Origin of the sequence: Limosilactobacillus antri DSM 16041 (assembly GCF_000160835.1) — a bacterium.
Taxonomy (GTDB): Bacteria; Bacillota; Bacilli; order Lactobacillales; family Lactobacillaceae; genus Limosilactobacillus; species Limosilactobacillus antri.
This window is the reverse complement of sequence record NZ_GG700732.1, coordinates 719,102-738,538: the sequence shown is the minus strand read 5'-3', so window position 1 is coordinate 738,538 and position 19,437 is coordinate 719,102. Positions and strand designations below refer to the sequence as shown.

The 19,437-nt window shown below is 53.2% G+C and carries 13 protein-coding genes; 9 read left to right on the top strand and 4 right to left on the bottom strand.

The genetic code is table 11. The features are described 5' to 3' along the window. Positions 1-34: 34 nt before the first annotated feature. The gene (locus tag HMPREF0494_RS03560) at positions 35-1,219 is read right to left on the bottom strand and encodes an ROK family transcriptional regulator (RefSeq protein ID WP_007123562.1); all 1,185 of its coding nucleotides are present in this window, start codon (positions 1,217-1,219) and stop codon (positions 35-37) included. Between the two features lie 174 nt (positions 1,220-1,393). Between HMPREF0494_RS03560 and HMPREF0494_RS03555 the strand changes: the two genes are divergently transcribed. The 4 genes from HMPREF0494_RS03555 (at position 1,394) to xylB (ending at position 8,388) form a co-directional block, all read left to right on the top strand. Then, entirely contained in the window at positions 1,394-2,791 is a 1,398-nt protein-coding gene (locus HMPREF0494_RS03555; protein ID WP_007123561.1) for a glycoside-pentoside-hexuronide (GPH):cation symporter, read from the top strand. A 15-nt stretch (positions 2,792-2,806) separates the two neighbouring features. Then, positions 2,807-5,098, top strand: a complete 2,292-nt coding sequence (gene yicI / locus HMPREF0494_RS03550; RefSeq protein WP_007123560.1) for an alpha-xylosidase — start codon at positions 2,807-2,809, stop codon at positions 5,096-5,098. A gap of 270 nt (positions 5,099-5,368) precedes the next feature. Then, positions 5,369-6,718 carry a xylose isomerase gene (gene xylA / locus HMPREF0494_RS03545; protein ID WP_007123559.1) on the top strand — a complete coding sequence of 450 codons (1,350 nt, stop codon included), beginning with the start codon at positions 5,369-5,371 and terminating at the stop codon, positions 6,716-6,718. Positions 6,719-6,879: 161 nt separating this feature from the next. Then, complete coding sequence (gene xylB, locus HMPREF0494_RS03540) at positions 6,880-8,388, top strand: xylulokinase (protein ID WP_007123558.1); 1,509 nt, start codon at positions 6,880-6,882, stop codon at positions 8,386-8,388. Positions 8,389-8,453: 65 nt separating this feature from the next. Here xylB and HMPREF0494_RS03535 read toward each other — a convergent pair whose 3' ends face one another. Both HMPREF0494_RS03535 and HMPREF0494_RS03530 read right to left on the bottom strand, forming a co-directional pair. Next, positions 8,454-8,942, bottom strand: coding sequence for a DUF1440 domain-containing protein (locus tag HMPREF0494_RS03535; RefSeq protein WP_007123557.1), 489 nt, complete (start codon positions 8,940-8,942; stop codon positions 8,454-8,456). A 47-nt stretch (positions 8,943-8,989) separates the two neighbouring features. After that, positions 8,990-9,814, bottom strand: coding sequence for an AraC family transcriptional regulator (locus HMPREF0494_RS03530; protein WP_007123556.1), 825 nt, complete (start codon positions 9,812-9,814; stop codon positions 8,990-8,992). A gap of 177 nt (positions 9,815-9,991) precedes the next feature. On the opposite strand from HMPREF0494_RS03530, the gene HMPREF0494_RS03525 reads away from it, so the two are divergent. Then, the gene (locus HMPREF0494_RS03525; RefSeq protein ID WP_007123555.1) at positions 9,992-11,641 is read left to right on the top strand and encodes a glycoside hydrolase family 43 protein; all 1,650 of its coding nucleotides are present in this window, start codon (positions 9,992-9,994) and stop codon (positions 11,639-11,641) included. On the opposite strand, the gene HMPREF0494_RS03520 is transcribed toward HMPREF0494_RS03525, so the two are convergent. Continuing rightward, positions 11,638-12,525 (bottom strand): helix-turn-helix domain-containing protein, encoded by an 888-nt coding sequence (locus tag HMPREF0494_RS03520; RefSeq protein ID WP_007123554.1) that lies wholly within the window; start codon positions 12,523-12,525, stop codon positions 11,638-11,640. The genes HMPREF0494_RS03525 and HMPREF0494_RS03520 overlap by 4 nt on opposite strands. A 131-nt stretch (positions 12,526-12,656) precedes the next feature. On the opposite strand from HMPREF0494_RS03520, the gene HMPREF0494_RS03515 reads away from it, so the two are divergent. From HMPREF0494_RS03515 to HMPREF0494_RS03500, 4 genes are read left to right on the top strand one after another with little or no spacing between them, the layout of a single operon-like run. Then, positions 12,657-14,663, top strand: a complete 2,007-nt coding sequence (locus HMPREF0494_RS03515) for a beta-galactosidase (protein ID WP_040458726.1) — start codon at positions 12,657-12,659, stop codon at positions 14,661-14,663. A 44-nt stretch (positions 14,664-14,707) separates the two neighbouring features. Beyond that, positions 14,708-15,961 carry an MFS transporter gene (locus HMPREF0494_RS03510; RefSeq protein ID WP_007123552.1) on the top strand — a complete coding sequence of 418 codons (1,254 nt, stop codon included), beginning with the start codon at positions 14,708-14,710 and terminating at the stop codon, positions 15,959-15,961. Positions 15,962-15,977: 16 nt separating this feature from the next. Then, a complete protein-coding gene (locus HMPREF0494_RS03505) occupies positions 15,978-17,144 on the top strand; it encodes a glycoside hydrolase family 5 protein (protein ID WP_007123551.1) in 1,167 nt (388 codons plus the stop codon). A gap of 31 nt (positions 17,145-17,175) precedes the next feature. Next, entirely contained in the window at positions 17,176-19,383 is a 2,208-nt protein-coding gene (locus tag HMPREF0494_RS03500; protein ID WP_007123550.1) for a glycoside hydrolase family 3 C-terminal domain-containing protein, read from the top strand. Positions 19,384-19,437: the final 54 nt, after the last annotated feature.

Genomic DNA, 19,437 nt, shown 5'->3' with positions numbered 1-19,437 from the left:
GTTTATTTTGGTAATCGGGTTATGTCACAACCCCTTAGCCGATTTTACGAAACCATTGGAACTGGAGGGTGACGTCCTCTAGGCCGAGCACCTGGCGGATGAGGAGGGCCCCGGCCCCCAGCAGGGAAACGTACCGGGACCCCTTGATAATGGTGACCGGCACCTGACAGCCGCTTTGGCGTGCCGCCGCTTGAATTTGGGTGCCCAATTCCGGAATGCTTTCGACCAGGGGAGAATTGATTAAGATCCGTTCTGGGCCGTACAGCATTTGCAGGTTAAAGAGCAGCTGGCCAGTAACGGTCGCAAAATCAGTCAGGACCGCTTTAGTGGCGTCACCATGCTGTCGAACTGCCTGCTGAGCAGCGGTGAAATTGTTAATGGTGGTGTCAGTAGCTTGGCCTAGGCGGGCGAGAAAGTGGTCGCTGGAGAAGACGTCACCAAGCTCTGTGACCCGCCCCTGCCGGTTTGGAATCTTAACGCTGCCGAGCTCTCCCACCATGCCCCGGTAGCCAGTGAAGAGTTCACGGTTGGCAATGACGCCAATCCCTGGTCCCCGGTGAATACTGAGGACCAGAAAGTTGTCAGCACTATTCTGCTTCCCGTAGTCCCGTTCGTATATTGCGGCCAGGTTTGCTTCGTTGCCAATTTTAACTGGGACGTGATAACGATCCTGATAATACTTCTGGAGGTTGATTCCGTGGAGGGGGTAGTAAGGAGAGTGAACAATTTGATCGTCTTCGACCACGGCATGAATGGAGAAACTGATGCCTAGTAAACCGTGCTCGGTATCGTTGTGCGCTGCGGTTGTGGCTAACTGCTGATTAATGATTTCCATTACCTGCAAGAGCTCGTGGTTAGTTAAGGCAATCTGCTGAAAACTAATTTCCTGGCCATCGGCGTAGAGGAACATGACGTACAGGCTATCGTAAGTCAGGTTAAAACAGGCGATGTAGCCGTAATGGGTATTGATGGTGTACAACTCGGGTTTGCGGCCGCCGCTTTCCGCTGCCTGGCCCCGGCCCAGGTGGCGAACGAAGCCCTGCCGGTCAAGCTCGGCAAATAAGGACGAGGTGGTTGAACGGGTTAAACCGGTGTTGCGAGCAACGGCCGCCCGGGAAATCGCCGGGTGGTTAAAGAGCTGCTGTTTGACGAGCTTCAAGTTAGCAAGCCGGTTTAGGTTACGGTTGGTTGATGGCAATGCAGGTTCCTCCAGGATCATCGGCGGTAGACCGCCGGGTAATAATTCGATTGTACTACAAACTGGCGGCAGAAATCGTGCTTTAGCTGCTCATAAATTAAAATAAAGCGTTTACAAATAGTAGTAATGGTGGTATTTTTAGTTTGTTGTTAAGCAAAACTAACTTACAGGAAACTAATGTAATTTGAGGATGTGATGATTGTGCAAAACCAAGCACTCGACGCGACTGATATTAAGCTGCCCTGGCGGCAGAAATTCGGCTGGGCCACGGGTGATTTCGCCCAAAACCTTATTTATACTACTATTTCGACCTATTTGTTGTTCTTCTATACAAACGTGTATGGTTTGCCGGCAGCTGATGCAGCGACGATGTTTTTAATTGTTCGTTTGATCGATGCTATCAACGATCCAATTGTTGGTACCTTTATCGATAAGCATACGACCCGGTTTGGTAAGTACCGTGGCTACTTGCTCTACATGGGCTTGCCACTCGCGGTGTTGGCAATGCTCTGCTTCTATGTGCCGGACTTTAGCCAGGTGGGGAAACTGGTTTACGCTTACGTTACTTACGTCGGCCTTTCGGTGATTTATACCACTGTCAACATTCCGTATGGTTCATTGAACGCGGCGATGACCCGGAACAACAAGGAATTGGTTTCCATGTCATCAATTCGGATGTTCCTTGCTAATATGGGGTCGCTGACCGTCAGCTTTGGGGTGCCGGTTTGCGTTAAGCTTTTCTCCGGCGGCTACTACTCTGGTCAAGCTTCCAAGATGGGCTGGTTCTTGACGATGATCGTCTACGGGATTGCCGGGGCGTTAGTGCTGGTCTTTTGCTTTAGCCAGTCGACTGAACGGATTCACATGCCAGCCGATACCGAAGCATCCGTCTCGGTCAAGGACCTCTTCCACCAGCTCAAGATTAACCAGCCGCTGCGGGTATTAGCAATCTTCTTCATTATCACCTTTGGTCTGATGTCGGTCGTCAACTCGGTCGGCGCCTACTACATGACTTATAACGCCCACAATGCCGGCTTGATGCAGTGGTACAATCTGCTGGGAACCCTGCCGGCCTTTCTGACCGTGCCAATCACGCCCTGGTTGAACCGGAAACTGGGAACCCAGGTATTGATGCAGGGCAGCCTCTTCGTAATCATTGTCGGCTTCTTGATTATGTTCATGGTTCCTGCCACTAACATTACCTGGACCTTTATCGGCCGGACGATCGAAGCCGCTGGGGTCACCCTGGCAACTGGCTTCCAGTGGGCCCTGGTTCCCCAAGTGATCACTTACGGTGAATGGAAGACCGGCAAGCGGGAAAACGGGATTGTTAACGCGATCGTCGGCTTCTTCTTCAAGTTTGGGATGGCCCTCGGGGGAGTTATTCCCGGTTACGTCCTGGCGGCATACGGCTTTGCGGCTAACCACCAGCAAACGGCGCGCAGCCTGTTTGGTATCCGGATGACCACGACGATCATTCCAATTATTGTTACGATTCTGGCCATGATTGTCTTTGCCTTTTACCGGCTGACGGACGAAAAGATTGAACGGATGAACGCTGAAATTAGCCAGCAGCCAGCGGACAAAGATTAGGAAAGGAAGTTTACCATGAAGTTTACAAACGGTTATTGGTTAGACAAGAAGGAATACCAAATCAACCACCCCGAGGAGGCCTTTACAGCGGAACAGGAGGGCAAGGAACTGAACGTATTTGCTCCCTACAAACGCATTAATGGTCGGGGGGATGAACTGAACATCGGGATGACCACGATTAAGCTCAGCTCACCCGCCGAGGATGTAATCGGGGTCAAACTAACCCACTTTGACCAGAACCAGAAGGAACCGTCCTTTGAGTTGACCGACCAGCACCCGGATGTTGACATCCACGTTGACGACCAGGCGGCCTCATTGCAGAGTGGGCATCTGCAGGTTAATGTCCCGCTGCGCCAGGAATTTGCGATGACCTTCAATGCCGGTGGCAAGGAAATTACGGCCTCCCGTCACCGCGCCCAGGGTGAAATTACCAACCGGGAGAACGGCAAGCACTACATGCGGGAACAATTGTCCCTCGGCGTTGATACCCACGTTTACGGCTTGGGTGAACGCTTCGGCAACTTTGTAAAGAACGGTCAGGAAGTCCGGACGATTAACAAGGATGGTGGGACTGGCTCTGACCAGGCCTACAAGAACGTCCCATTCTACATCACTGACGATGGCTACGGTGTCTTTGTCAACCAGCCGGAGCCGGTGGACTTTGAGATTGCCTCGGAAAACGTCGACCGGGTTCAGTTTAGCATTGAAGGCCAGTCACTCGAATACTTCGTCATCTACGGGCCGACCCCACAGGAAATTTTGCACAAATACACCGAATTAACGGGGAAGGTCCAGCTGCCGCCGTCATGGTCCTTCGGCTTGTGGCTGACCACTTCCTTCCTGACCGATTACAGTGAGCAGACCGTGATGAAGTTTATCAACGGGATGGAAGAACGCCATATTCCGTTGGACGTCTTCCACTTCGACTGCTTCTGGCAACGCGACTTCGAGTGGAGCAACTTGACCTGGAACAATGACGAATTCCCGGACCCGGAAAAGTTAATTCAGGAAATCCACAACAAGGGAATTAAGGTCTGTGTATGGATTAACCCATATATTGCCCAGAAGAGCCAGATGTTCAAGGAAGGGAAGGAACACGGCTACCTGGTCAAGCGGACTGACGGGAACGTTTGGCAATGGGACCTCTGGCAAGCAGGGAACGGCTTCATTGACTTTACCAACCCGGATGCCGTTAAGTGGTACCAGGGGAAGCTGAAGAAGCTGCTCGCAATGGGCGTGGACTGCTTCAAGACCGACTTTGGTGAGCGGATCCCAATGGAAGACGCTGTTTACTTCGACGGCTCTGACCCGAAGCGTGAACACAACTACTACACTTACCAGTACAACAAGGCTACGTTTGATGCGATTGCTGAAGTTAAGGGCCACGACAAAGCGGTTGTCTTTGCCCGGTCCGCAACGGTCGGCTCACAGAAGTTCCCGGTTCACTGGGGCGGTGACTGCCTGTCCACCTTCAAGTCCATGTCTGACACCCTTCACGGCGGGCTGTCATTCCTGAGCTCAGGCTTCGGCTTCTGGAGTCACGACATTGGCGGGTTTGAAGACGGGCCGGACACGCCAACTGCCGACCTGTACAAGCGGTGGACCCAGTTTGGCCTGCTGTCCTCGCATAGCCGTTACCACGGCAGTGACGTTTACCGGGTTCCGTGGAACTTTGACGATGAAGCGGTTGAAAACAGCCGGAAGTACGTTAATCTGAAGCTTTCACTGATGCCATACCTGTATACTCAGGCAGCCCACAGTGCCCACTACGGGAACCCACTGATGCGGCCAATGTGGTTCGAGTTTAACCAGGACTATAATACGCACACGATTGCCAACCAGTACATGTTGGGAAGCCAGATCTTGGTGGCGCCGGTCTTTAATCCGGAAGGTAACGTCCACTTCTACCTGCCAGCCGGCAAGTGGACAAGCATTGTCCAAGCTGACGAACACTATGAAGTGCCTGCGGGTGGCCAGTGGCTGACTAAACATTATGATGAGCTCTACCTGCCAGTGCTGGTCCGTGACAACACAATTTTGGTTACGCGCGACCATCCTGAGCACGCTGATTATGACTACACCAAGGACGTTAATATCCAGCTCTTTGATATGCACGAGGGGACGACCAAGGTGCAAGTGGTTGATAAGCACGGCAATGATGCTGCCGAAGTTGTCGTAATTCGGCAGGGTAACCACTTCACGGTCAAGACGACCGGCCTGAGCGGTGATTTGACCATTACGGCTCACGAAAATGGGCAGGTTAAGACTGAACAGATGGACAATGGGATGAGTGAGTTCGCGCTCTAGTCGCGGAAATTTAAAAAGGCGATGGCAGTCAACAAACTGTTCCATCGCTTTTTTAGTTGAAGCATTGCCGTACTACTAAATCAAGTGCCTGTACTTTGCGACAAAATATCGTCGGCTTAGCTGGATTGCTCTAAATAAACAATTTTTCATTGCTCACCGTAAAAAAAATAATTCCCGCGAAAGGGTTTACAAAACGAAAATCGGGTAGTATATTAAGACTTGTAAGTTAGTTGTTTATACAAACTAAATTATTTCAGGAGGCTATTAATTATGGCTGATTTATGGGAAAACATTGGTGACATTAAATATGAAGGCCCACACAAGAGCCTGAAGTCTGGTTTATTCTATCAATACTACAACCCAGACGAAGTTATCTTAGGCAAGAAAATGAAGGATTGGCTACGGTTCTCAGTTGCTTACTGGCACACCTTTGACCAACGGCTGGTTGACCCATTCGGTGACGGAACTGCTACTCGTCCATATGACAAGTACAGTGACCCGATGGACCAAGCACTTGCCAAGGTAGACTACGCATTTGAATTTTACAAGAAGTTAGGCGTTGACTTCCTTTGCTTCCACGACCGGGACTTGGCTCCAGAAGGTGACACTCTGCGTGAAACCAACAAGAACCTGGACAAGGTTGTTGACAAGATTGTGGAATACCAAAAGGACACTGGCATGAAGGTTCTGTGGAACACTTCCAACCTGTTCACTAACCCACGGTTCCTGTCCGGTGCTGGTACTGCTCCTTCCGCCGAAATCTACGCTTACGCTTGTGCCCAATTGAAGCACAGTCTGGAAATTGGTAAGCGGGTTGGCTCAGAGAACTACGTCTTCTGGGGCGGCCGTGAAGGTTACGAATCACTTTGGAACACCGAAATGAAGCGTGAACAATCACACATCGCTAAGTTCTTCCACATGGCTAAGGACTACGCCAACGAGATTGGTTTCGATGCCCAAATGCTGCTGGAACCAAAGCCGAAGGAACCAACCACGCACCAATACGACTTTGATGCCGCAACAACTATCAACTTCATGCGTGAATATGGTCTGGACAAGGACTTCAAGCTCAACCTTGAAGGTAACCACGCTAACCTGGCTGGCCACACTTACCAGCACGAAATCCGGGTTGCCCGTGAAGCTGGCCTGCTTGGCTCTCTGGATGCCAACCAGGGTGACAAGCTGATTGGTTGGGACATCGATGAATATCCATCCAACCTGTACGAAACGACCGCAGCTATGTGGGAAGTTATCGAAAACGGCAGCATCGGCCCTCGTGGTGGCCTGAACTTCGATGCTAAGCCACGGCGGACGTCCTTCAAGCCAGAAGACCTCTTCTACGGTCACATTGTCGGCATGGACAGCTTTGCCGCAGGTCTGCGGGTTGCCGCTGCCATGAAGGAAGACGGCTTCATCGATGACGTTCTCAAGACCCGTTACGCTAGCTGGGACGAAGGTCTGGGCAAGGACATCGAAGACGGCAAGGAAGACTTCAAGAGCCTTGAAGCCAAGGTTATTGATACTCCACAAGCACAACTGCGGGCCGCAACCCAGTCTGACCACCTGGAAGAAATCAAGGACACGATCAACCACTACATGATTGAAACTCTTGCTAAGTAATTCACCCCAAAACCGCGAAAATCCATGTAATAACAATTACTAACTATCAATCCAAGAAATGTTCACTAAAAAATATTAACAGCATGAGTAGTGTCAGCTAATATAAGGGCCGAGGCAATCAACTTTGCCCCGGCCCTTTTGGCAGAAAGGAATGGATAGAAATGAATGAATACGTAATCGGCGTCGACCTCGGAACCAGTGCCGTCAAGGTTTCCGCCATGGACCGGGAAGGTCAGATCGCCGCCCAGCAGAGCTACGGTTATGACCTCCACCAGCCCCACCCGGGGTACAGTGAGCAGGATCCCCGCGACTGGCTTTACGGAACCACAATCGCCATTGACCGCCTGATCTTACGGGACGGCCTCAAGGCAGAAGAAATCAAGGGAATTTCCTTCTCCGGTCAGATGCACGGACTGGTTCTGCTTGACGAAAACGGCCAGGTCCTGCGTCCGGCAATGCTCTGGAACGATACCCGGACGACCAAGCAGTGTGAAGAAATCCGGGAAAAACTCGGCGACAAGTTTATCGACATCACTGGGAACCGGGCCCTGGAAGGTTTTACCCTGCCCAAATTGCTCTGGGTCAAGGAAAACCAGCCCGACATCTGGGCCAAGGCCAAGAGCTTCCTGCTGCCGAAAGACTATGTTCGCTTCGTGATGACAGGCAAACAGGCCATTGACTATTCTGATGCCACGGGGACGGTTCTCTACGACATTAAGAAGGGGACCTGGAGCAAGGAAATCTGTGACGCCTTTGGTATTCCAATGTCGATGTGCCCACCGTTGATCCGGTCAATTGATGAGGCCGGGACGGTCACGGATAACTATTCAATGTTCTCCGGCCTGAAAACTTCAACCAAGGTCTTCGGCGGTGGCGGTGACAACGCCTGTGGGGCGGTTGGCGCCGGCATCCTCCAGCCCAACATGGTGATGTCCAGTATCGGGACCTCTGGGGTGGTTCTCAAGTACGAACCGGACGCTAACGTCAACTACCACGGGGCCCTCCAATATGAATGCCACGCGATTCCAGACACCTACTACTCGATGGGGGTTACCCTGGCGGCCGGTCACTCGCTGAACTGGCTTAAGCACACCTTCGCGGCGGATGAGGACTTCACGGAAATGGTCAACCGGGCTTCCCAACGACCACTGGGGGCCAACGGATTGCTCTTTACCCCGTACGTGGTCGGCGAACGGACGCCGTACGCCGATGCCGATATCCGGGGGAGCTTCATCGGGGTCGACAGTATGCAGAATAAGTATGACTTCGTCCGGGCTGTAATTGAGGGCATTACCTTCAGTTTCCGGGACATTCTCAATATTTACGACCAGCACGGCCAGGACTTTGACACCGTGGTCGCCATCGGTGGGGGCGCCAAGAGTGACTTCTGGCTCCAGCTTCAGGCGAACATCTTCAACAAGAAGGTCGTAGCCCTGACCAACGAACAGGGGCCCGGCTTAGGTGCTGCTATGCTGGCAGCAGTTGGCCTGGGCTGGTACGATTCCCTGCAGGATTGCGCCAAGAAATTTGTCCACTTTGGCAAGAGCTACCAGCCGCAGGCGGACCAGGTTGCTAAGTATGATGACCTGTACAAGGTTTACCACCAGGTATATGACCAGACGAAGGACCTCAGCCACCAGTTGATGGCCCTGCGGAATAGCTGGGATTAGGATAAAATAAGCAGGCCGTCTAGGCTCGGTTAATACGAGCTTTGACGGCCTATTAGCGTTTTTAATTATTTCTGCTTTAATTGCCGGAGGACCTCATCGGCGATTTCATGGTTGGTCCACATCCAAACGACGTGGCCAAGGGCTTCGGAGAGGTGTTCTTCCCATGGCTGGTCGTGAACGCTCGGAACGGTCTTCATGGCGGGCATAATTACCAGGTGGAAGGCAATCCAGACGGCGAGGCCAAACGGGATTCCCTGTCCGAGGGTCAAGCTCCGCACCTTCTGGTCCAGCAGGGCGGCGTAAACGGTTGCGAAACTAATGGAGAAGCCGAAGTGAACCAGGTAGCTGACCCAGGGCAGGTCCTGACCAGAATAACGGTAGGTTGCTTGGGTGAGGGCTGCGGGGACACCGAGCTGCTGCAAGAGCTTTTGGGGTGGGTTAACCTTGTTGCGTTCGGGGGTTTGTGGCGGCAGGACATTTTCCCAACCGAGCTTGACCAGGCCGGAAATTACGCCCGCGCTCACGCCCGCAAGTAAAACGTGTTTATAATTCATCGACAATTGAATCACATCCTTTAACCCCTATTATAGCAAGGAATCGGTCAGTGGGCTGATTTCTTGCTTTTCTTTTCCCGCCGGACGTCATTTGGCAGCTTGCCAAACATCTCCCGGAAGAATTTGCGTGCGGTCCGGGGATTGGTCAGGCCGTTCTTTTGGAATAGCTGTTTGATGTCAGTGTCCGTGTTGATGAGGTCATTGTACAGGTGGTTGAGTTTCACCACGTAGATGTAATGAATTAGCGAAATCCCAACCTGCTCTTTGAAACGCCGGGAGAGGTAGCTAGGGTTGTAGCCGAACCGGCGGGCGAGGGCGGCAACCGTCAGTGGCGCAGTGCTGTGGTTGTTAATAAATATAATCAGCTGCTTGACGTTATTCGTATTCGGTACCTGCCGGTCAGGATCATTGAGCCGGGTAAAGAGGATTTTGAGCAGGGCGGCAAAGGTGATTTCACTATCAAAACGAAAGGCAGGCGGATGGTGGAGCTGCAGTTTGGCAAACTTCTTAATCAGGTCAAGTGCTTGTGCATAGGCAGGACTTGCTAGCTGGTTATTAGCAAAGATAACCTGTTCGGGGTGGGCGACATAGGGCTTGAGCACTTTGAGAGGAACCTGCAATACATAAGCAGTGTTCGGCAAGTTTGCTACGTCATGGACCACGCCGGAAGGGATGACGATGAACTGGTCGGCAGTCACCGCCAGTTGCTGGCCGTTAATCGTAAAGTCAAGTCGACCGGCAAGCACGCAGACGATTTCAATACTGCTGTGCCAGTGGAAGGGCACGTAGCCGCTCGTGTTAACCTGGGACCGCCAAAAGCGAATGCCAATGTTGGTATTGACGACGACGTTTTCATGATGCAATTCATCCATTTTAATTCACCGACCTTACATTTCTTACCTGTAAATATTATCATCCTGACCAATCAAGCAAATTCGATTGACCAGAAAGCGCATTCAAGCTATTATCATGACAATTAATTTGTTTAACTTACTAACTTACAAAGCAATTATACCAGGATTTATTCTGCAAAAGAAAGGAAAGGGATTATGAGTAAGATTCAAAATCCAATTATTCCCGGGATGGCCCCGGACCCGTCAATTTTACGGGTGGGTGAAGATTATTACATTGCAACTTCGACCTTTCACTGGCAGCCAGCGATTCAAATTTTTCATTCGCGCGACCTCGCGAACTGGAAACTTTTGACCTACGCCTTGTCCGCCGGCGAGATTGACCTCCAGGGAACCAACACCCCGGCGGGAATCTGGGCCCCGCACCTGTCATACGACAAGCAGACCGGAAAATACTGGCTGGCCTTCTGCCACCTGCAAAATATGGCGGGGCGCGAGTTTAACGCCGAAAGCTATATCATGTCCGCCGATCAGATTACCGGACCGTGGACTAAGCCAACGTATCTCACTTCAATTGGTTTTGACCCGTCACTCTTCCATGACGAGGATGGCAAGCACTACGTTGCCGTTTTGGAATGGGAAACCCGGGAAGGTTACCAGGCTCCGGGCCACATCGTGATTGCGGAAGTTGATCTGCCGGGCGGTCAGGTTGGCGAGTGGCACCGGGTGACCACCGGCTTTACAACCCGCGGCTGTGTCGAAGCGCCGCAGCTGTATAAGCATGACGGCTATTACTACCTGTTACTGGCCTCGGGGGGAACTGGCTATGCCCACGGGGTGGAGATCGGCCGGGCAAAGGAGATCTTTGGCCCCTACGAACCGAACCCGACCGGGGAACCAATCATTACTTCGGCGCCCCACCACCTCTTCTCGCTCGGGGATCCTGACGCGGGGCACTTTGAGATGTATAACCCGCATTCACGGATTCAAAAATCCGGTCACGGGTCCCTGGTGGAAACTCCCGCTGGCCGCTGGTACATCGCCCACTTGATGTCCCGGCCGCTTCCTGGTCAGAAGTTAAACCCGCTCGGGCGGGAAACCTCCCTCCAGGAGATGCGGTGGAACCAGGCGGGCTGGTTGGAAATGGTCGATGGCAGCAACCTCGCGAAAGCGGAAGTGGACGTTCCGGGAACGGTCAAGCAGGATCAGCAGGCTTCCGATATCGATGACCACTTTGCTGCCGACCACTATGACCATCGCTTCATGACCCCCTACCACGGGCAAAGCCGTGACTGGGTTGCAGTTCAGGACGGGCACCTGCTGATTAGCGGCCGGAATTCCCTGTTTTCCCAGGTGGCGCCGTCGATTATGGCCACCCGGGCAACCTCATTGCACTATGACTTGCAGACGAAGGTGACCTTTCACCCTGACCATTACTCGGAAACAGCGGGCGTCGGCCTCTACTATGACGCCAATAACTGGTTCTATGTCCGCCTTTGCCAGTCCGATGATGAACGGGTGACGGTCCTGCGGGTGCTCCAAGCCAAGCAGGGAACCCGGAAGGACTACTACTGGGATGAAGTGGTCGTTCCTAATGACCAGGCGGAATTGCGGATCCACTACGATAACGGTCAGGCGCAGGTCTATTACCGCTTTGCCTCCGCCGGCGCCTGGCAGCAGTTAGGCGGTCGCTACGATTTAGCCTACCTCTCCGATGAGGGGGTCAACGGCGAGCCCGGCGAAATTGGCGGCTTTACGGGGCTGTTTAACTTTATCGGCGCGGTCGACGCTTACCAGCACCAGTCTGTTGGGAAATTCGCCTATTACAGCGTTCACAATCGGGATTAGCGATTGCGGTACTGGTTGGGCGTCATCCCCGTCCAGCGCTTAAACTGCCGGGCAAAGTGCGACTGCTCGTTGTAGCCGAGCGCGGTACTGATTGCCAGAATGCTGTAATCAGGAATCAGCAGGAGGTGTTTAGCTTCCACGAGCTTTAGTTCGGAAAGGTAGGCACGGGGTGAGACGCCGTAAACGTCTTTGAAAACCTCCGAACCATAACTGAGGCTGATCTGCGCGTCTGAAATCACCTTTTTAACGGTTAAAGCGGCGTTCAGTCGGGGGTCGATGCCGTGGTGGTTGAAGTCAAAGATTTGCTTTTTCAGCTGTTGCTGGAGACCGCTGGCAATCATTCCGGCGTATTTGAGTTTGGTCAGACTGGTTGCCTGCTCCCGAATCGTGGTTTGCCAGTTGAGGCTGATTAAAAAGTCGCTGAAAAACCTTTGCACCTTGAGCTTCGTGTCAAAGTCGTACTGCATATCGGGGCGGATCAGCCGCCAGAGTTCCGTCAAACTAGGCACCAGCTCCTTATTTTGCTGGGTTGAGCGGGGATAGTAAATCAGCCCGCGCTCAATCAGCCGGGTGCTGAGTTCCTGGTCGTCGAGGCCAAAGTGAAAATTGAAGTAGGACATATCTTGAAGACAGGTGATGTCATGGTCAAGGTTCGGGGGAATGATTAGGATATTCCCGGTAGTTAGGACAAAGGCGTCCTGGGCCAGGTGGACCCGTTCGGACCCGGCAAGAATCTGAATCAGTTCAAAAGCCAGGTGGCGCTCGGTTTCAATGTGCCAACCCGCCTTTACCTGCTGGGAGTGGCCGCCAAAGAAGGTTAGCCGCCAGCTGAGGGCGGGGAGGCGTAGGGCGTTTTTCAGAGTTTTTGAATGGTAGGGTTCCATAGTTCAGTACCTCAAAAAGGGACAATTTTGCCAAAATTAGACGCTGTGAATGCACTTACATTATCACGATAATAGAAGCATAGCAACTGAAATCAATTTCAAAACTAATGCTGACAGAAAGGAATCAGGAGATGAAACAGCTATTATACGGGGTGGCTTACTACTTTGAATACCTGCCCGCTGACCGGATTGATAAGGATATTGCCATGATGCAGGAAGCCGGGATCAATGTCGTCCGGATCGGGGAGAGTACCTGGAGCACCTACGAACCCCAGGATGGTCACTTTGACTTTTCCAAGCTTACCTATGTTTTGGACAAAATGCGGGCGGCGGGGATGAAGGTGATTGTTGGCACGCCGACCTACGCCTTCCCCACCTGGCTGGCGAAGAAGTACCCGGAAGTGCTGGTGGAAAATAACGGTCAGCGCAAACCTTACGGCGCCCGCCAGATCATGGACATTATCAGCCCGATTTACCGCTATTATGCCGAACGAATTATTCGCCACATGCTGGCAATTACGAGCAAGTACGACAACGTGATTGGCTACCAGATCGACAACGAGACCAAGCATTACGGCACTTCCAGCGAAAACGTCCAGCGGGGCTTCGTCGAATACATCAAGGACCTGTATGACGGTGACCTGGACCGCTTTAACCACGACTTTGGGCTTGACTACTGGTCAAACCGGATCAACGCCTGGGAAGACTTTCCCTCCGTTAACGGCACCATTAATGGCAGCCTGGCCGGCGAATTTGCCAAGTACCAACGGCAACTGGTCACAAACTACCTCGTTTGGCAGGCCCGGATCGTCAATGAGTACAAGCATGAGGACCAATTTATCACCCATAACTTCGACTTTGAATGGCGGGGCTACTCTTACGGCATCCAGCCGGACGTCAACCACTTCACGGCAGCCCAGTGCTTGGACGTGGTGGGCATTGACGTCTACCACCCGTCCCAGCGGCAACTGACTGGGGCGGAACTGTCCTTTGCCGGTGATGAGGCGCGGGGCATTAAAATGCAAAACTACTTGGTGCTGGAAACCCAGGCTCAGGCTTTTAAGACCTGGACACCCTACCCGGGTCAACTCTACCAACTCGCCTTTAGTCACGTGGCGAGCGGGGCTAACATGGTTGAATACTGGCACTGGCACTCGATTCACAACTCCTTTGAGACCTACTGGAAGGGGCTGCTCAGCCACGACTTTGCACCGAACCCGGTTTATGACGAGGCCAAAAGGGTCGGTCGGGACTTCCAGCGCCTGTCACCTAAGCTAGTGAACCTCAAGATCAACTCCCGGGTGGCCTTCGTGGTCGACAACGAGAGCCTAACGGCGACGAGCAGCGACTGGATGGAGTTTGGAATCGGCAAGGATAAGTACAACGACGTTTTCCGGCGATTGTACGACGCCTTTTACCGGCAGAATATCCGGACCGACATCCTCAACCCGGCCACGATTGACCTCGACCGTTATGACCTGGTTGTTGTACCGATGCTTTACGTGGCTAACGACCAGTTTTTGAAAAAGCTGAACAACTACGTTCGCCAAGGCGGTCACGTTCTCTACACCTTCAAGGATGGGGTGACGGATGAGCACGTCAAGGTCCGTACCTGCCAGCAACCGGGGATTATCAGTGAGGCCGTCGGGGCCCACTACGAAATGTTTGTGGATCCGAATGGCGAACGGCTGGAAGACCGCTCGGAAATCTTTCAGGACGTCGACCCGGCGATTGAAGAATGGGCGGAGCTGCTGGTTCCCGACGGGGCGAAGGTCTTAGCAGGCTATGACAACCACTGGAAGGAATATGCCGCTATCACGGAAAACCGGTATGGCCAGGGGATGACCTGGTACCTCGGCTGCTGGGGCAACCAAGCCATTATTGAAAAACTCGTCGAACACGTCTGCCAGCGGGTGGGGATCCAACCGAACTTCGGGGCTCGCTTCCCGATAATCGTCAAGTCGGGGACCAACCAAGCCGATCAGCAGGTCGACTTTATCTTTAACTATTCAGATGTCCAGCAGTCAGTTACCGTGCCAGTTGCGGGAACGGAATTGCTTCAGGACCGTCGAGTAACAGTGGGAGAGCAGGTATCCCTTGCCCCCTGGGCCGTAAAAATCATTGAAGAACGACAATAAATTTTTTTGAAAATGTTTGTAAGCGCTTAATCAGGAGGAAAGTTATGCAAAATGCAGAAAAGAAAGTCGCCGCGGCGATCACAAAGGCCGACCGGGTGCGTTTCTCACTATCATTCTTTGTTTGTTCGTTGCTGTGGATGAGTGGTTTGGGGATTGTTTCGGCAGTCCTATTGCCTCAACACCTGAAGGACGTGGTCGGCGGGGCCCAGGCGACGACCATCTTCGGAATTATCAACGCGGTCACTGCGATCGCGTCGCTGGTGTCGAACCTGCTGTTCGGGAACCTGTCCGACCGGACCCGGTCCCGTTACGGCCGCCGGACACCCTGGATTGTTGGCGGGGGAATTGTCGGTGGTGTGACCCTGTTCTTGACGGGGGTCTTTGATAACGTCTGGCTGATGGGCCTGATGTACTGTATCTGTATGTTCGGCCTGAACGCCATCATTGCCCCGGTGATTGCAACCCTGTCTGACCGGGTTCCGGATGACCTGCGGGCAACGATGTCGGCCTTTTACTCCGCGGGAACGACCGTGGGGACATCCATCGGTACGCTGGTTGGTGCCTACTTTATCACTATTCAGATCCCCGGCTTTATTTCTGCGGGAGTCCTGATGGGAATTGCCGGCCTTGCTACGGTAATCGTTTGGCCGAGTGAACAGTCATCTAAGGACATGGCCCCGGTCAAGGGCGGTTTGAAGGAATTCATGCTCTCGTTCCGGCCGCCGATGAAGGGTGCCCGGGACTTCTGGCTAGCCTTCGTTGGCCGGACCCTGTTGATCTTTAGCTACTACATGATTTTGAACTACCAGCTCTATATTTTGGAAATGTACATTGGCCAAGGAAAGAAAGCCGCCGCGGCAACAATTTCGGTGATGTCAGTGATTACAATGATCGTGGGCCTGGTTGGTTCATTGGCTTCCGGTGCCATCTCCGATAAGATTGGCCGGCGGAAAGTGCCGGTAATTGTTGCGTCCTTCCTGTTGGCCCTCGGTTACTTCTTGCCATGGGTCATGAAGTCGCCAAGTTCGATGATGCTGTTCGCTGGATTTGCCGGACTGGGCTATGCTGTTTACGGGGCCGTTGACCAGGCGCTCAACGTGGACGTCCTGCCATCAAAGAAGGAAGCAGGAAAAGACCTGGGGATTATCAACATGGCGACGACTTTGGGCCAGACAGCGGGACCAATCGTTACCAGTGCGCTGGTGGCGGCAGCTGGTTACCAACTGGTCTTCCCAGTAGCGATTGCCTTTGCCATTATTGCCTGTGTATTTATCCAGATGATTCGTTGCACTAAGTAATCGGGGTGAACAGAAAATGAACGAAAAGATTAAAGGAGTTAACTTAGGCGGGTGGCTCGTCCTGGAAAAGTGGATGTCACCGCACCTGTTTGATGGAACGGCAGCCGATGACGAGTATTACCTGGCCCAAGATCTTCCGGCCGCTGTTTACCAAGCACGGATCAGCCAGCACCGGGCAAACTTTATTACCGAAGAAGACTTTTTACGGATCGCCAGCCTTGGCTTTAACCTGGTCCGCCTGCCAGTTCCGTACTTTGTCTTTGGCGACCGGGCGCCGTTTATTGGGGCAATTGCCGAAGTCGACCGCGCCTTTAACTGGGCGGAGGCGTACGGCATTAAAATCCTGCTGGATTTGCATACCGCGCCGGACAGCCAAAACGGTTTTGATAACGGTGGAATCTCCGGGGTCTGCAAGTGGGCGAGTGAGCCGGCCGAGGTTGAGTTTGAAAAAAGCGTCGTCAAGCGGCTCGCGGAACGCTATGGCAAGCGGCCGGGCTTATACGGGATTGAAGTCCTCAATGAGCCTGCAACGGCGGCGATGTTTAGTGATATGCAACGGCGCTTTCCGCCGCGGGACCCGGCAAAGGCAGCTGGCAGTGCGCCAATTAGCTTTGACTTCCTGTACCAGTACTACCGGGACTGCTATGACTTATTGCGGCCACTCCTGCCGGCTGACAAGGTGATTATGTTCCACGACGGCTTTGACATTGACAAGTGGGAAGACTTTTTCAAGCAAAGTGATTTTGCTAACGTTGTCCTGGATACCCACCAGTACCTGATGATGGCCGAGATGAAAAACCACGACCTCTCACTGGCGGCTTACGAAAAAACAATGACCGACTTCGGCAAGAAGATTGCGGCCGTCAACCAGTACGTTCCGGTCGTGACCGGTGAGTGGTCATTGTTTAATTCCTATACCGCTGGGGTCGACACGAATGGCGGGATTAACCCGACCCAGCAGGAATTCGGCGGGGCCACGCACTTGAGCAAGGAAGAATTACGCCACGCCTACCAAACCCTTTGGAAGACCCAGGTGGACGCCTGGAACCAGGGGATTGGCTACATCTACTGGACCTATAAGCTGAATATCGACACCATCAACGAACCGGCCTGGTACGGGTGGGACTGCTGGGCCCTCCAGCGGGTAGTTGACAAAAAGTGGTTAGCTCCGCAAGATATTTAGGTAGGGGAAACAGAAAGGATCAGTGACAGGAATGGTAAAAATTGATTTGCAGTTTGTCCAGGGCCTGACGTTAGAGGAACGCGCCGCCTTGGTTTCCGGTAAGGACTTCTGGTTTACCGCCAAGGTGCCCGGAGTTGACCGGATGATGATGTCGGACGGGCCGTCCGGTTTGCGGAAACAGGACATTGACGTGGCACCAACGGATGTTAATAACTCCGTTGACGCGGTTTGTTTCCCGTCGTCAGCTCTGACGGCGAGTTCCTTCGATGACCAGCTGCTCTTTAAGCTGGGTCATCACCTGGGGGTTGCCGCCAGTGCGGAGAAACTCGGCGTCCTGCTGGGCCCCGGGGTCAACATCAAACGGAGCCCGTTAGCGGGGCGGAACTTTGAATACTTCTCCGAAGACCCGCTGCTGGCGGGCCGAATGGGGACGGCCTACGTCAAGGGCGTTCAAGAGGAGGGCGTCGGCGTCAGCGTCAAGCACTTTGCGGCGAATAACCGGGAAAACCAGCGCTTTACCTCCTCGTCTAACATTGATGAACGGGCGTTGCGGGAAATCTACCTGGCCCAGTTTGAACGAATCGTCAAGGAGGCCCAGCCAGCAACCTTGATGTGTTCCTATAACCGGTTAAACGGGACCTTGAACTCACAAAACCAGCGGCTCCTGACGGAAATTCTCCGGAACGAGTGGGGCTTCCAAGGACTCGTGATGTCGGACTGGGGAGCTGTTGCAGACCACGTGGCGGCAATCAAGGCCGGCCTGGACCTGGAGATGCCGGGCAAGGATCAAGCCTCGGTTGACGAAATCGTGCAAGCGGTCAAGGAGGGGCGGCTTCAAGAGTCCACTTTGAACCGGTCGGCACTGCGGGTTCTCCAGATGGTCGAAAAGTGGGGCAAGGACGTTTCCCGTACCGAATCATATGATAAGGAAGAACAGCACGAGTTTGCCCGGCAAGTGGCTGACGATAGCATTGTCCTCCTCAAGAATGATAATCAGGAGCTGCCACTGCATACTGGTGGGTCGCTGGCGGTGATTGGGGAACTGGCTGCTAAGCCCCGTTTTGAGGGCGGCGGGAGTTCCCACGTCAACGCCCACCATTTGGTAACGCCGTTAGCGGCTGCCCCGACCAATGCCAAGTATGCGGTTGGCTATTCACTAACGGAGACGGCGCCAAACGAGGAGCTGACTAAGGAAGCCGTTCAACTGGCTAAGCAGAGTGACCAGGTAGTCTTCTTTGCCGGCTTCCCCGAAAGGATGGAGACGGAGGGCTTCGACAAGGATTCCATCGCCCTACCAGCTAACCAGAACGCGCTGCTTCGGGAAGTGCTGAAGGTTAACCCGCACGTCACCGTCGTGCTGCAGAACGGGTCGGTGGTCGAGATGCCGTGGGCCGACGGGGTACCAGCGATTGTCGAGACCTACCTGGCCGGCGAAGCAGTCGGGGAGGCCACCTGGGATATCCTGACGGGGAAGGTCAACCCGTCAGGAAAGCTCTCCGAAAGTTTCCCCCTACGCCTGCAGGATAACCCGACCTATGGCACCTTTGCCAGGGATCATGATGAAGAGGACTACCATGAAGGAATCTTTGTCGGCTACCGTTACTACGACCTGCACGAAATGCCGGTTCGCTTCCCGTTTGGGCACGGACTAAGCTATACGGACTTTACTTACAGTGACTTAACGGTGAGCGAAGAGGACAATGATGTGAAGGTGCGGTTTACGGTTACCAATAGCGGCCAAGTAGCCGGCAAGGAAGTCGCCCAGGTTTATGTTGCCAACCACGTCAGCCGGGTTGAAATGCCAGTCAAGGAGCTACGGGACTTCACGAAGCTAGCACTGGCGCCGGGTGAAAGCAAGACGGTTACGCTGACTTTGCCGCGCCGGGCCTTTAGTTACTATAACGTCGCTCAAGAGCAATGGGAAGCCGACAATGGCGAGTACGAGATCATGGTCGGCAGCTCATCACGAGACATCCGGCTGCGGACCACCTTTACCCTGACCATTGGCGTCAACCCCGTGGGAGAAATTACTGGTGATACTTACATCGGCGACATCTGGAACGACCAGGATCCTAAGGTACAAGCAGCCTTGAAGTCATCCGGCTTGTATGAGGTTTTGCAGCCGATGATGGCGGATAAGGATTGGGTTGCGATTTCCGCGAATATGCCATTGCGGTCATTAGCCGCGACGGGAATCCAGGAAGAAGTGCGTGACGCCTTTCTGCGGGCCTTAAAGTAAAATAGCAAACGCAAAAAAACGTTGGTGGAGAGTTTTCACTCACCACCAGCGTTT